This is a genomic window from Candidatus Cloacimonadota bacterium (assembly GCA_021734245.1).
GTDB lineage: Bacteria > Cloacimonadota > Cloacimonadia > Cloacimonadales > TCS61 > B137-G9.
Window position 1 is genome coordinate 25527 of record JAIPJH010000002.1, and the last position, 13119, is coordinate 38645.

Genomic DNA, 13119 nt, shown 5'->3' on the forward strand with positions numbered 1-13119 from the left:
GTTTGCTGAAAGTAAGGAATTTTGCTTTTAAATATTTTCGGAATATCAGTTTGGGATTGAAAATGATATTTCATTATAAATATTCAATTTCATAAAAATTATGATTGACTTTCCCTGCTATTATATTGATTTCTCGATCATGAAAAAGAAATTAATTGAAATTGATCTGCTGATCCAAAACGGATTGCTGTTAACTTATAATCAAAAACCCCGAATCGGCAGTGTTGCCATCCAAGATAACAAGATCATGGAAATTGGGGAAAACGCGACTTTAGAAAGAAAATACAATTGGAAAAATCTGCTGGATGCCACCGGAAAGATCGTGATGCCGGGATTTGTGAACACCCATACTCATGCAGCCATGAGCTATTTCAAGGGCTTGGCGGACGATCTGCCATTAATGGATTGGCTTACCAATTTCATCTGGCCGGCAGAAAAACATTTTCTGACTGCTGAATTCGTGTATGATGCAGTTCTACATGGATGCGCCGAAATGATCCGTCACGGTATAACCTGTTTTAACGACATGTATTTTTTTGGTGATGAAGCGGCACAAGCTGCTCAAAAAGTAGGCATTCGAGCAGTTTTGGGTGAAGGAGTTCTGGATTATCCGGCGGTAAAATATCAAAATGCAGATGAGATTTTTGCCTATATTTCGGAAATGCATGCCAAATATAAAGATCATGGTCTGATAGATTTTGCTGTGGCTCCTCATGCAATTTACACTTGTGGAAAAACCAATCTGATCAAAGCAAAAGAGCTGGCGGCAAAACTGGGAATTCTTCTGCATCTGCATCTTTCGGAAACCAGACAGGAAGTTGAAGATTGCCTGAAAGAACACAGCGTGCGCCCCACAGAATATTTGAATCAGCTGGGAATTTTCGAGCAACCTGTCGTTGCTGCTCATGCCATCTGGCTGAGTAGAGAGGAACATGATATTCTGGCGGAAAAAAATGTCTCTATTGCCATCAATACCAGTAGTAATCTGAAGCTGGCTTCCGGTTTCGATTCCTTTGCCTATTATCTGAAAGAAGGCATCAACCTGAGCCTGGGAACAGATGGCGTAGCCAGCAACAACAATCTGAGTATGCTGCAGGAGATCAGTTTAACGGCAAAATTGCAGAAAGCGCTCAATAATGATCCGACCATTCTGCCAGCCCGGCAGATGATCGAAATAGCCACGCTGGGCGGTGCAAAAGCTCTGCAGAAGCAGAACTCGATCGGCTCATTGCAGGAAGGCAGACTTGCCGATCTGATCACAATCGATATTAACAGTCTGGAAGCTCTTCCCATCTACGATCCTTTTTCGCATCTTGTCTATTCGCTTTCTTCCGAACATATTAAAGACGTGGTGATTAATGGCAATATCGTGATGAAAGATCGCCAACTGCAATTTGTGGAAGAAGCCGAATTGCTTGCAAAAGCCCGCTATCACCAGCAAAAAATTACAGAATTTGTGGCAAAGTGATCTGTCAGTGTATCAGATAGTTTTTGTGGTATCTGTTCCTGAAGTCTTGTTTTTTCTTCTTTTAAGATGATTCAAGATCGAAGGCAGAAGTGCCAGCAGTCCCAGCAGAATAAAAGCCAGTAGAATGTTCCATGAGAAAATATCTTTCAGTGAATTGATCGTATTCAATTGATTTCCGGTATAAGTATAAACCAGCGAACCCGGTAAAATGCCAAAAGCCGTGGTCCAGGCATAAGTACGCAATGGAATTTTGGTTAGCCCGGCAAAGAGGTTGATCATCCAGAAGGGAAAAAGCGGAATGAACCGCAAAGAAAGCAGATAGCTATAGCCATTGATCTTTAGTTCTTTATTGAATTTCGCCAGTTTATCAGCATATTTTTCCTGCAGCTTTGTTCCCAGCAGATAGCGTGCAAACAGAAAAACTCCGATAGCACCGGAAGTTGCTCCCACATTCACATACAAAGCTCCCAAAATGGTGCCGAAAACCAAACCGCCTGTAAGAGTGAGAATGGTAGCACCCGGAATGGAAAAAGCCACCGAGACTGCATAGATCAAAATGAATAGAATAACGGCTAAAAGATAGTTGGCATCAACATATTCCTGCAAAATACTTTTCTGTTCCTGCAGATTTTCGAAGGTAAGATATTTGTGAATGCCGGTAAATCTGATTGCCGCAATGATCAGGATTATCACCAGCAGGATAAGCAGTTTTTTCTGGTATGATTTCATAACTGATCCTATTGTTTCTCAGTTGATTTTGTCAGTAGCGTCACGTTGTCTTTGGTGAAGAAGCCGGTGAAATCTCCGTAACGATGAATGTATTCATTCACCAGCAAAGTAGTTGGCGAAGCTTCTGTAAAAGTTTGTTTCAAACCTGCGGCAGGCGAACCGATCAATTCAACCAGAAATTCCATTTTGTCTTCTTTCAGTTTTTCATAAACAGTTTCTATTTCATCAGTTACGAATGCCATGTGATGCGTTCTCGTACCATAATTATAGATGAATTTTTCGGTGGGACCGGATTCTTCCAGATTTTTGAAAGGAACAATTCCGGAAGTGAAAACCATGGCAAAATCCTGGCTGGAAAGCCGGGCAACGTTGGTGATAGAATTGAAGCTTTTCACATAGATGGCGAAATCGAAATGATAATTGGTGAGTTCCATAAATTCGATGATAGCAGCATCACGATCTTCGGCTCGCACGCGAGTAGCTGTATGATCCAATAAACCGATCCTGCCGAGATATTGACGGGCTGGTTTTGATAAATTCCAATTAAGTGGTTTGGAGTCGGCAGTCTGATATTTTCCTGATCCTTTTTTCCATTCGATGACACCGATGGAAATGCCGGTATATTGCGAAGGAACAGATTGGATGAATTTGAAATTTTCTGTTTCCAGCGGCTTTTTCTGCAGGAATTTTGTGCTCCGTTTTGTTTGAATTTCAAAATATCGGGCGACATCTTTTGCTTTAAATACAAAGCTCTCTAATCTGGTATTGGGCAGATGTTGCGATTTGGGATTAAGATTGAATTCCCGAAATGGATTTTCCGCATTTTTTCTGCTGCGCAATAGAATATCGGCAGAACCTTTTTGCATCAGCAGGCAATTCACAAAATTTTCATCCTCAAATGCAGAATCAAATTTATAGCCGGTATAATCCAGAAATTCCTGAGCTGCCGGTTCTAGATTTTGCGGTTCGGTATTAATGATGACCGCCTGCAGGCCATCCACCAATTCTTGCAATCCCAATTCAGTCTGTTCCAGTGCGACGCGTTTCACCTCTTTCTGCAAAAATTCATCGCTGTTTTTAAAATCATAAAAGGAATCTTTGTGTTCTGGATGTACCGGACACTTGCCATTCTCTATTTCATCATGTACTTCCTGGCATATTGAACATACAATTTTTGGCATCTTCTCTCCTTACAAAAAAAGTTTTTCGATCAATTTTTTCATCCAGTCTTTGAATGAGCGTTTCATATATTCAAAACTGAGTCGCTGGAAGATCTCTGCCTGGGTGGGATAGGAAAAAATAACCGAAGCAAAGGCAGAAGCTTTCATACCTCTGGCAATTGCTAAACTGGCTATCGGGATCATCTCACCTGCTTTTTCACCAACCAGTGTAGCCCCGATGATTTTGCCTTTTTTACCGAGGATCAGCTTCAAAAATCCGTCTCGGTCGTTATCAGCTTTGGCTCGATCAATTTCCGCTAATCGGAAGATCAGAGCATCTCGATAGATACCCAGTTTTTCTGCCCAGGGCTGCGTGTAACCGATATGAGCTACTTCCGGCTTGGTATAAGTCGTCCAGGGAACCATCTTGTAGCTGGCTTTACAACCAAAACCCAGAATGGCATTAGGCACGACCTTTCCAGCCTGATATCCCGCCATGTGGGTAAACTGGAAGGGACCTGTCACATCGCCGGCAGCAAAGATATTTTTTATCGATGTTTTCATTTTATTATCGCTGATGATGTAACCGCGCTTATCTGTTTTTACCCCGAGTTTATCCAAGTTCAAACCGGTTGTATTGGGAAGGCGTCCGGCAGAAACCAGAAGTGCGTCACCGGAAATTTTAATTTCTTTTCCGGCACTTTCCACCAATACAGTTTTCAGCTTATCCTGCTGTGAAACCGCTTTAACTTTGCACTGCAAACACAGCTCCACTCCATCGCGATCAAAAACCTCTTTCATCACTTGCCAAACTTCCGGATCATCTTTGGGGAAGAGATGATCGTTATGATCGATGATGGTAACTTTTGCTCCTAAATGCCGAAACCCTTGCCCCAATTCCAAACCGATCGGTCCGCCACCGATTATCACCAGATGATCTGGCAGCTCACTTAGATCGAAGATCGTTTTATTGGTAAGGAAATCTACTTTTCCCAAACCGGGAATGGGCGGAATGCGAGCCGTGGAACCAGTGGCAATAACAATTTTCTTGCCGCTTATTTGCTTGTCTCCAAGCTGCACAGTGTGCGGGTCGATAAGAGTTGCTTCAACCAGAAATACATCTACTCCCAATCCTTCAAATCTCTCTTTGGAATCATGGGGTTCGATCTCGGCGATCACCGATTTTACCCGCTGCATCACTTTTTTCAGATCAACTTTTTGTAAATCCGCAGCCAGGGCAAATTCATCTGAATTTGTAATATCCTTTGCCAGATGGGCAGTCCTTAAAAAAGTTTTGCTGGGAACGCAGCCGTAGTTCAGGCAGTCGCCACCCATTTTATGATTTTCGATCAGAGCTACTTTGGCACCCAATCCCGCTGCACCGGAAGCAACTGTAAGACCGGCGCTGCCTGCCCCCAGAACAATTACATGATAATCATATTTCATCTTCTTTCTTCCTTTGGAATGTTCAGATTCCAGTTATAATCCAGATACTTGATTTTGTAAGCACTAATATCAACCTCAGAATATTTCTCGATAAATTTCGGCACGCTTTCAAAATCGTCTTTGAACCATTTGAAAATATTGGAGATTTCTGCCGTTTTTTTGATTCGATTCACTTTCATACCTTTTGTTTTGTTCTGCAAAAAGCGTTTGGTATTTTCTTCCAGTTGGCCGATCACAGTTTCAGGTCGATAGGCTTGTTTGATCAGATCGGGACAGGAAAGAGATGCACAAACTATACCGAAATGGATAAGCGGCTGGTTCATCGGCCGCAGTATTTCATGCTCGATCTCGCCCAGTGAGTAAATCCTGCCACCAACATCTATTGCCTCATTCTTCCAAACCGGTTTGAACAGATTACCGCCATCTTTAATGCTGGCTGGGATATTATTATCCAATACAACTTTGACGGCTGCGATGTTGTAAATATTGATCCAGAATGCCAGTTTCTTTTCGTGATTTGACAAATGGGAAATATCAAACTTTTGCAGTGAAAGAATGATTTCGGCAAATATAGTATCGTTTTCTAATTTTCGATAGTCCAGACTATGAAATGCGATGCCCTCTTTCGTTTCTGCTTGAATATATTTATTACTCAGCTTATCCCATTTATCATAAATTTCGGTCTGCGCTGCCAGATTTAAAATTATTAGCAACAATATTGTTATCAGTGCTGTTTTCATCGATCACCTCGCTATTTAAGATACGCCTGATTTCTTGAGCAATTCGTTCATTGCGGCTTACTTTACCCAGGAATTCTTTGACATCATCAAAATTATCGAAATCACATCTTTTGCTAATAATATATAGTTTATTTTTGTTATCCAAAACTTTTTCTGTGGTTTGCTGGAAGACCTGATCTGTGCTCCAGGAGATTCTTTGAAAATATTGCGGATCAAAACTCTTTCTGGTAAAGCCGATCAGATAATATCCGCCATCTTCGGCAGGACCCAGGACAACATCATGTTTTTTCAGAGAAGCGGCAGCTTCCAGAATCAACTCTGCGGAAAGTTCGGGCACATCGGCTCCGATAAGTACAGCGGCATCGAATGGCTGCCGAAAACAGCCGGCAAAAGCATTTGCCATTCGCCCACCCATGCCGTTTCCAGACTGCAGATTAAATTCCTGCTCCAGCCCCAGAAGTTGCTGAAAATTTTTCAGAGAAGCGGCAGGCGAATATTCGATGCCCACCGGCAAGCCACTTTCGATAACACGCTGCCAGTTATCCAGTAATAAAACTTTATAGATCTCTGCTGCTTTTTCTGCCCCTATCGTTCGGGCTAATCTGGATTTCACCTGACCCGCTTGAGGGTATTTGGTAAAAAAAATAAGTTTGCATTTCATTTCGTTCAGCGGAATAAACTATTCCGAGATTTCGCCCCCTCAGCTGGATCCGCTGCCGGCTGTGCAGCCATAGCAGTGATTGGCAACAGCGATCATTCTGGCCAGAATCTTATCCAGATCGAAATCTCTGATGTGACCAATGGGAAAAGCTTTGAGCTCCAGCATTTGATTAAAATCACAATCATAAATATAGCCGTCGTAACTCACCGAGATCTGATGACGGCACATCAAATTATCTATAGTACAGGAATTATGAGCATCAACCAGCATATCCATGTAATCCTGCAATTTATCTGCCCGTACCAGGGTTTCCAGATAACGGTTGATCGGAAAATTATTTAAGCAGAACAGATTGTTGAAAACAATGTTGTAATTTTTATGCAAATTTTCTTTGAATTCCCTTTCCAACTGTGCCTGATCTGAACTTAAAAAAAGTCCGGTGGGATTATAGACCAGATTCAAGTTCAGCGTTTTTCCATAGCCTCGTTGATTCAATTTCTGCAAAGCCAGAATTGATTTCCGAAAAACGCCATCGCCCCGCTGCCTTTCAGTGGAGCTGGCTCTAAAATGCGGCAGTGATGCCACGATCTGCACCTGATTCGCCGCCAGAAATTCATAGAGATATTCATAACCGGGTTCTTCCAGAATGGTTAGATTGCTGCGAACGATGACCTGTTTGCCGGCCTTCCGCGCTTCTGTAACAAAATAAGGGAAGTTTTCATTCATTTCCGGAGCTCCGCCCGTAATATCTACCGTTTCGATCTGGGCAGTATTCCTGATCACATCCAGACACAGATCCACAGTTTCACGATCCATTTCACGTTCATCATTTGGAGAAGAATTCACATGACAATGCCGGCAGGTTTGATTGCATTTTCTACCGATATTGACCTGAAAAGTTTTGATGCTGACCGTTTTTAACGGATATGAACCAACTTCCTCCAGTTTTTCTTCAAAAGGTGATGCCTTCTGCCGCAGCAGCTTCAGCTGTTCTTTCGTTTCCATCTATTTCAAATCAGCGTCTCATCGATCTTATTCATCATCTGGGTGCTGTGAACCAGAGTTATGCCGGCAAGCATGGCAGAAGCCACGTGCACAGCTTCATTCATCTGCTCTTCGTCCGCACCTTTGGCCAGACAGGCATCGGTATAGGCTTCGATGCAATAGGGACACTTCTGAGCATGAGCCACTGCCAGGGCGATCAAAGCTTTTTCCCTTTCGCTGAGCGCTCCTGCCGCCATCACGCTATTATAATAATCAAAATACTTATCGCCCAATTTCTTGTTCACGCGGGTAATATTGCCGAATTTCTTCAGATCTTCCGATTTGTAATATACATCCATTTCGTCTCTCCTCAACTTTTATCTTTTGCTCTTGGATAAAATCTAATCAATTTCTCTGCCGGCACACCCAAAAAAAATAATCCCGACAAAATTGGATTTCTCAGCATCACAAAAAAAATACCTTCTTCTTCCCAACGTCTTGCCGATGTTCTTACTTTATGCGGAATAATGAACACTTTCTCTTTTTTACTTCTTACTCTCTTCATTATTTGAATGTCTTCCATTATTGGAATTTCAGCATAGCCACCCAATTCATGAAAAAAAAACCTGCTGAAAAACTGACCTTGATCTCCGTAGGGAATTCTGAAAAGGCGGCTGCGCAACGATGCTGTTCGAGAGATCACTTCTCGGATCAGCCAATTCCTGCTTTCAAACCAGATATCAAAAGCACCTGCTTTGAAACCGCTTTTGATTATCTGATCGATCATTTTCAGTCCATTCTCGGGCAGCAAACTATCGGCATGCAGAAAAAGCAGGACGTCTCCTTTTGCCTTTTTCGCTCCGGCATTCATTTGGACAGCTCTGCCAGGTCGGGAAGCAATTTTGATTACGTTATCGTCTTCTATCAAATTCAAAGTTTTTGCATTTTCATCCCCATCTACTACTATTATTTCAAGATGTTTGTATTCCTGACTCCTGAGTTTCGCTAGCGATGAATTGATTTGAGGTTCATCGTAAACTGGTATTATTATTGATATCATTAATCCCTCTTTCACTTTGTTTATAAAAATAATTATTGCCAAAAGATGGGCAATAACTTTCTTGAATTAAATTCAAAATAGGTGGGGTTAGAAAAATGAAGATAAGATTACTTATACTCGTTTTAATACTTTCATTAGCGCTCATTTCCGAGACAGATCTGGCAAAGGAAGATTTAGAGGGAAAAGTTAAAGCAATTACCAGCTCCACGTTTAAAGCAGATACCGATTCTGAAGAGCTTGTGTGGGAATTGAAAAGTACAATTTCAGCAAAAACTATCAAAATCTTCGATGTTAAGGGAAATCTGATAGAAGAAAAAAATTTCATGGAAGATGGTACAATTTTCAGCAGCTCAGTTTACGAATATGACGAATCTGGCAACAATTCCAAAATAATAGATTCAGACGGTGCTGGAATAAAATATTGTTATAAATACGATTATGATGAAGACGGCAATATGCTGGAAGAAAAACAGTTTGGTGCAAACGATGATCTTCTGGGAAAATATATTTTTGAATACGATGAAAAGGGCTACAAAATTAAATCGCAGGAAATCGATACTGATGGGAACGTGACTACTACTTACAAATATGTAAATAATAACGATGGAAAACCCGTCGAGCAAAAGATCTTCGATGGAGATGAACAGCGAAATCATACAAAGATCGAATATGATGAAAACGGAAATCTGACAAAAAGCTGGCTTTACGATGAAGATGATAACTTGAAGGAAACAAACATACTAACTTACAACGAGAATGATAAACCTGTGACAATGATTTCAGAAAATAAGATCGATGAAGTAATCAAAAAATATGATTACGTTTACAACGACATCGATAAGGTAAGCCAGGTAGAATTGTATGAGAACGCTGTTTTAGTTCGCTCCGAAGATTACGAATACAATGAACACGGCGATGACAAGTGGATGAAATTTGATCTGGAAGGCACGATAACAACTTACAGATATGAATATAAATATGACGATCAGGGAAATTGGGCAGAAAAAATTGAATACAAAAACGATGAGCCAGACATAAAATATATCAGGGAAATAACTTATTACGAATAAAGAAGATAAAACTAAAAAGATTCTAAAAGATCTGGAAAAGAAGGTAAAATCCAATCCAGATCAATATATTTTTGCTCCGCCAGCTTCGGCTGCAGAAATCGACAAGATCGAACTGATAACCGGAATTGAACTACCTGATTCTTACCAGAAATTCCTGTTGAAATTCAATGGCGGATTCATCTGCCCTGCTTATTTCAAAGGTCAGACAAATTTACAGGAAAGACTTGAGACTGCCAAATGGAATTCACTCACAATTTTCAGCTTACAGGAAATGTATCAAAAATATCAGGAATTAGAATTGTGGAGTTGGAAATTGTTCAATGACTGGCAGGGCGTTTATCCGATAATTCCGATAGCCAGAGCGATCAACAACGAACTGCTGGTAATTGTCAATCCGCTGCAAAGTGGAGAATCACCTGTTTTCGATGCTTTTCATGAAGATCCTATTTGCGATTGGGGAATTTTGTATGACAGTTTTGCTGATTTTCTGGAAAGTTACCTGGAACTGGATGGAAAAATTTCTACTATTTCATCAGCCGATAAAACCGCCGAAAATTACATTCCAGAAACGGGGTGGAAATTCGTTCCCAATGATGATTTCAGTGACGAAGATTATCTGAGATATTTTTCTCTGAAATTGGAAATGGAACCGGATGATTTTATCACTTTGTGTGATTGTTCACGTTTCTATCTGAATAAAAAAGATACAAATTCTGCCCTGTTTTATGCCAGTAAAGCTATCGTTTCTTCCCCCGAAAGTGATTGGGGTTATTATCATCGATTTATGGTTTATCGCGAGATGAATAAAAACGAATTGGCATTAAAAGATATTTTACGGGTAAACAAGATCGATCCCGAAAGATCTTTATATCTGGCAGAGATTGGTGATGTTTATTTTGATTTGAAAGAATATGAAAAAGCTATCGAATTTTCCCAAAGAGCGCTTGATGCAAACCCTACTTTTGCCGTTCCTTATATGACTTTGGAAAAGATTTACAGGAAAATTGGAGATCAAGAATCAGCAGACAAATATGCCGATCTGGCAACTGATTTTTTGAACGAAGATTTTTAACAGTATTCAATAATAGTCTCCCTTCGTAAGGGAGAATTTAAGAGGGTCTATTTTAAAAGTTCAGGATTTCAGCTTATCAGCAAATGAGCGCTATGGGTACGACACTACAAGAATCCAGTGCTTCACTGGGTAAAATAACAAAAAATAATTTGTTCCAAAGATTATATTCAGTTATCTTTCAAACTCAACTGTCAGCTCTCTCATGCTTTCAATCAATTTCTCATCAAACTGCTCTTCTTTAATTCGCCACTGCCAGTTGCCAGCAGCTTTACCGGGAGTGTTCATTCTGGCTTCATTTCCCAGTTCCAACCAATCCTGCATCGGTGCAACGGCGATATTTGCCTTACTCTGCCAGATCGCTTCTATCATTGCCTTGCATATTTCATTTTCCCTGCAACTCAGATAATCACAAACTTGTTTTTTTTGTTCCTCACTCAATTTCTGAAACCAGCCCAAAGTTGTATCGTTATCATGAGTTCCAGTATAAGCTGCGCAATTTTCTTCATAATTCTGCGGTAAATAAGGATTATCATCTCCCCCACCAAAAGCAAACTGCAAAATCTTCATGCCGGGAAAACCAAACTTTTCTTTTAATGCTATCACATCATCGGTGATCACGCCCAGATCTTCCGCTACGATCGGCATGGAACCGTAAGTAGAATTTAGGACAGAAAACAGCTCTTCTCCCAAAGCCGGCTGCCAGCTGCCTTTAATTGCAGTTTCTTCGCCAAATGGAACAGCCCAGTATCCGGCAAATCCACGGAAATGATCAACTCGGATCAGATCGAACATTTTGAGCGAATGACCAAATCTCTGTTTCCACCAGGCAAAATCGTTTTCCTGCATCTTTTGCCAGTTATAAAGCGGATTTCCCCACAATTGTCCGGTTACAGAAAAATAATCCGGCGGAACTCCGGCAACAAAAGTGGGATTGCCATTTTCATCAAACAGAAACAAATGCCGATTCGACCAGGCATCAGCACTATCCAAAGCTACAAAAATGGGAATATCACCAAAAATCTCAATGCCATTTTGTCTGGCATAATCATGAAGTCTGCTCCATTGCTGCCAGAAGATGAACTGCAAAAATTTATAATAATCGATCTCATCTACCAGATTGATACTGAACTTTTCCATTTCCAGAGATGAACGCAGTTTTACATCTTGCGGCCAATCAATCCAGGACTTACCACCAAAATGATCTTTTATTGCCATAAAAAGTGCATATTCATGCAGCCAGAATTCATTCTGCTGGCAAAATTTATCATAATCTGCATCTTTTTGAAAACTGTAATAAGCTTTCTTCAGCAGTTTATTTTTCTCGATGAACAAGCGACCATAATCTACATTTTCCTGTGATAAATTCTCCAGGCTTTCCAGGTCAGATAACTGTAATAATTCTTTTTGAACCAGATCGTTCATATCCAATAAAAGCGGATTTCCAGCAAAAGCTGAAAACGTCTGATAAGGTGAATCGCCGTAACCTGTGGGACCCAGCGGACAGATCTGCCAGATCTTCTGATCTGCCCTGGAAAGTTTATCTACAAATTCAAAAGCTTCTTTTCCCAAAGTGCCAATTCCCTGAATGTTTGGAAGAGAAGTAACGTGTAACAAAGCTCCACTTTGTCTCTCTTTAAAATTCAAAATTCACCTTCCTAAAAAATTTTGACAGCATTGAGAATGACCTTCCCAAAAAGGCAAGAAAAAAAATATCTTGATTGATGAATCAAGTTCATAAAGATGGATTTTGTGTTAATTTGAAATCATATTCAAAAAGTGAAAAAAATAAAAAAAAGGAGCGAATGATGAAAAATTTATTGGTCGTCTGTTTTATTCTTATTTTTGCTTTTCCGCTGTTTTCGCAAAGTTCTTCCGAGCAATCTGTCACAGAGCAACAAGTAGAAATGGTGGAGTTACTTTATGACACTTTTGAAGACAACTCGGAAGAATGGCCTCTGGGAGATAATGAAGATTACCTGCTGAAGATCGAAAACGGTAAATTGATTTTTCGCCATAAGAATACAGAAGGTAGTTATTATATCTGGCAATGGTCATGTCTGAATGGGGATGAACCTTTTTTGATCGAATCTACCATGAATCATACTGCCGGGGCAGAGAATTACGGTTTTGGTTTACTCTGGGGACTTGATAACGCAGAAAATTATTTCACCTTCAATATCACCGATAATGGTTATTATCGGATTGGACGAAAAAAAGAGGGAGAATGGCATGCTTATGTAGATTGGACGCAATCTTCCCGCATAAATACAAATGGCATTAGAAATTCTCTGCAGCTGGAAAAGGAAGGAGACAAAATCAAATTTTATATCAACGGCAGTTATGTTGATCAGATAGATTTTGAGACCATTTTCGCCGATGGAGTTGGTTTCGTGATCTGGGGAGATCAAACGATTGAAATTGATCACCTCACAGTGAAGGGAAGCGGGGACTGGGAATGGATGATGGAAGATTTAATGTTGGATTATTAACTAGATTCTTCCTCGGATATTTCATTGAAATCGGGTGATAATCCTTCTATTATTAGACATAATGGATTCCTTTTATAAGCGGTAAAAGAGATTCTTCCAACCTGTACCGGCGTAGTGGGCACGAAGCTGTAAGATGGAGATGTGAAAAATGTGGAACAGAATTGGTAAATTGCATCAAAGAAGAAGAGAACTTGTAGGGGCAATTCGTGAATTGCCCAAAAGTATATCGACCTGGCAGGT

General features: G+C 40.5%; 13 protein-coding genes. 4 read left to right on the plus strand and 9 right to left on the minus strand.

Translation table 11 applies throughout. The features are described from left to right. Positions 1-139 precede the first annotated feature (139 nt). On the plus strand, positions 140-1468 hold the full coding sequence (locus tag K9N40_00680; protein MCF7812975.1) for an amidohydrolase: 1329 nt from the start codon (positions 140-142) through the stop codon (positions 1466-1468). A gap of 12 nt (positions 1469-1480) precedes the next feature. Here K9N40_00680 and K9N40_00685 read toward each other — a convergent pair whose 3' ends face one another. The 8 genes from K9N40_00685 to K9N40_00720 all read right to left on the minus strand — a co-directional run bounded on the left by K9N40_00685 (position 1481) and on the right by K9N40_00720 (position 8248). Further along, positions 1481-2197, minus strand: a complete 717-nt coding sequence (locus tag K9N40_00685; GenBank protein MCF7812976.1) for a TVP38/TMEM64 family protein — start codon at positions 2195-2197, stop codon at positions 1481-1483. 8 nt (positions 2198-2205) lie between these two features. Beyond that, on the minus strand, positions 2206-3258 hold the full coding sequence (locus K9N40_00690; GenBank protein ID MCF7812977.1) for a hypothetical protein: 1053 nt from the start codon (positions 3256-3258) through the stop codon (positions 2206-2208). A 129-nt stretch (positions 3259-3387) separates the two neighbouring features. Then, positions 3388-4803, minus strand: coding sequence for an FAD-dependent oxidoreductase (locus tag K9N40_00695; protein ID MCF7812978.1), 1416 nt, complete (start codon positions 4801-4803; stop codon positions 3388-3390). Continuing rightward, positions 4800-5543, minus strand: a complete 744-nt coding sequence (locus K9N40_00700) for a DUF547 domain-containing protein (protein MCF7812979.1) — start codon at positions 5541-5543, stop codon at positions 4800-4802. The genes K9N40_00695 and K9N40_00700 overlap by 4 nt, the downstream gene beginning before the upstream one ends. Then, positions 5473-6156, minus strand: a complete 684-nt coding sequence (locus K9N40_00705) for a TIGR04282 family arsenosugar biosynthesis glycosyltransferase (GenBank protein MCF7812980.1) — start codon at positions 6154-6156, stop codon at positions 5473-5475. Before K9N40_00705 ends, K9N40_00700 begins: the two co-directional genes overlap by 71 nt. A gap of 87 nt (positions 6157-6243) precedes the next feature. Continuing rightward, the gene (gene arsS, locus K9N40_00710) at positions 6244-7209 is read right to left on the minus strand and encodes an arsenosugar biosynthesis radical SAM protein ArsS (protein MCF7812981.1); all 966 of its coding nucleotides are present in this window, start codon (positions 7207-7209) and stop codon (positions 6244-6246) included. A 5-nt stretch (positions 7210-7214) separates the two neighbouring features. Further along, positions 7215-7547, minus strand: coding sequence for an arsenosugar biosynthesis-associated peroxidase-like protein (locus K9N40_00715; protein MCF7812982.1), 333 nt, complete (start codon positions 7545-7547; stop codon positions 7215-7217). Positions 7548-7558: 11 nt separating this feature from the next. Continuing rightward, complete coding sequence (locus K9N40_00720; GenBank protein ID MCF7812983.1) at positions 7559-8248, minus strand: TIGR04283 family arsenosugar biosynthesis glycosyltransferase; 690 nt, start codon at positions 8246-8248, stop codon at positions 7559-7561. A gap of 95 nt (positions 8249-8343) precedes the next feature. On the opposite strand from K9N40_00720, the gene K9N40_00725 reads away from it, so the two are divergent. Together K9N40_00725 and K9N40_00730 are read left to right on the plus strand one after the other, a co-directional pair. Then, positions 8344-9318 (plus strand): hypothetical protein, encoded by a 975-nt coding sequence (locus K9N40_00725; protein ID MCF7812984.1) that lies wholly within the window; start codon positions 8344-8346, stop codon positions 9316-9318. A 157-nt stretch (positions 9319-9475) separates the two neighbouring features. Beyond that, entirely contained in the window at positions 9476-10390 is a 915-nt protein-coding gene (locus K9N40_00730; GenBank protein MCF7812985.1) for a tetratricopeptide repeat protein, read from the plus strand. Between the two features lie 171 nt (positions 10391-10561). Here the strand turns inward: K9N40_00730 and malQ are convergent, their stop codons facing one another. Further along, positions 10562-12034 carry a 4-alpha-glucanotransferase gene (malQ, locus tag K9N40_00735; GenBank protein ID MCF7812986.1) on the minus strand — a complete coding sequence of 491 codons (1473 nt, stop codon included), beginning with the start codon at positions 12032-12034 and terminating at the stop codon, positions 10562-10564. Positions 12035-12195: 161 nt separating this feature from the next. On the opposite strand from malQ, the gene K9N40_00740 reads away from it, so the two are divergent. After that, the gene (locus K9N40_00740; protein ID MCF7812987.1) at positions 12196-12879 is read left to right on the plus strand and encodes a hypothetical protein; all 684 of its coding nucleotides are present in this window, start codon (positions 12196-12198) and stop codon (positions 12877-12879) included. The last annotated feature ends 240 nt before the right edge of the window (positions 12880-13119 follow it).

Excerpts from the sequence above, each read along its gene's own strand:
- K9N40_00700 (MCF7812979.1), bottom strand. The coding sequence starts at position 5,543 with ATGAAAACAGCACTGATAACAATATTGTTGCTAATAATTTTAAATCTG.
- arsS (MCF7812981.1), bottom strand. The coding sequence starts at position 7,209 with ATGGAAACGAAAGAACAGCTGAAGCTGCTGCGGCAGAAGGCATCACCT.
- K9N40_00715 (MCF7812982.1), bottom strand. The coding sequence starts at position 7,547 with ATGGATGTATATTACAAATCGGAAGATCTGAAGAAATTCGGCAATATT.
- K9N40_00685 (MCF7812976.1), bottom strand. The coding sequence starts at position 2,197 with ATGAAATCATACCAGAAAAAACTGCTTATCCTGCTGGTGATAATCCTG.
- K9N40_00725 (MCF7812984.1), top strand. The coding sequence starts at position 8,344 with ATGAAGATAAGATTACTTATACTCGTTTTAATACTTTCATTAGCGCTC.
- K9N40_00740 (MCF7812987.1), top strand. The coding sequence starts at position 12,196 with ATGAAAAATTTATTGGTCGTCTGTTTTATTCTTATTTTTGCTTTTCCG.
- K9N40_00720 (MCF7812983.1), bottom strand. The coding sequence starts at position 8,248 with ATGATATCAATAATAATACCAGTTTACGATGAACCTCAAATCAATTCA.
- K9N40_00680 (MCF7812975.1), top strand. The coding sequence starts at position 140 with ATGAAAAAGAAATTAATTGAAATTGATCTGCTGATCCAAAACGGATTG.
- K9N40_00695 (MCF7812978.1), bottom strand. The coding sequence starts at position 4,803 with ATGAAATATGATTATCATGTAATTGTTCTGGGGGCAGGCAGCGCCGGT.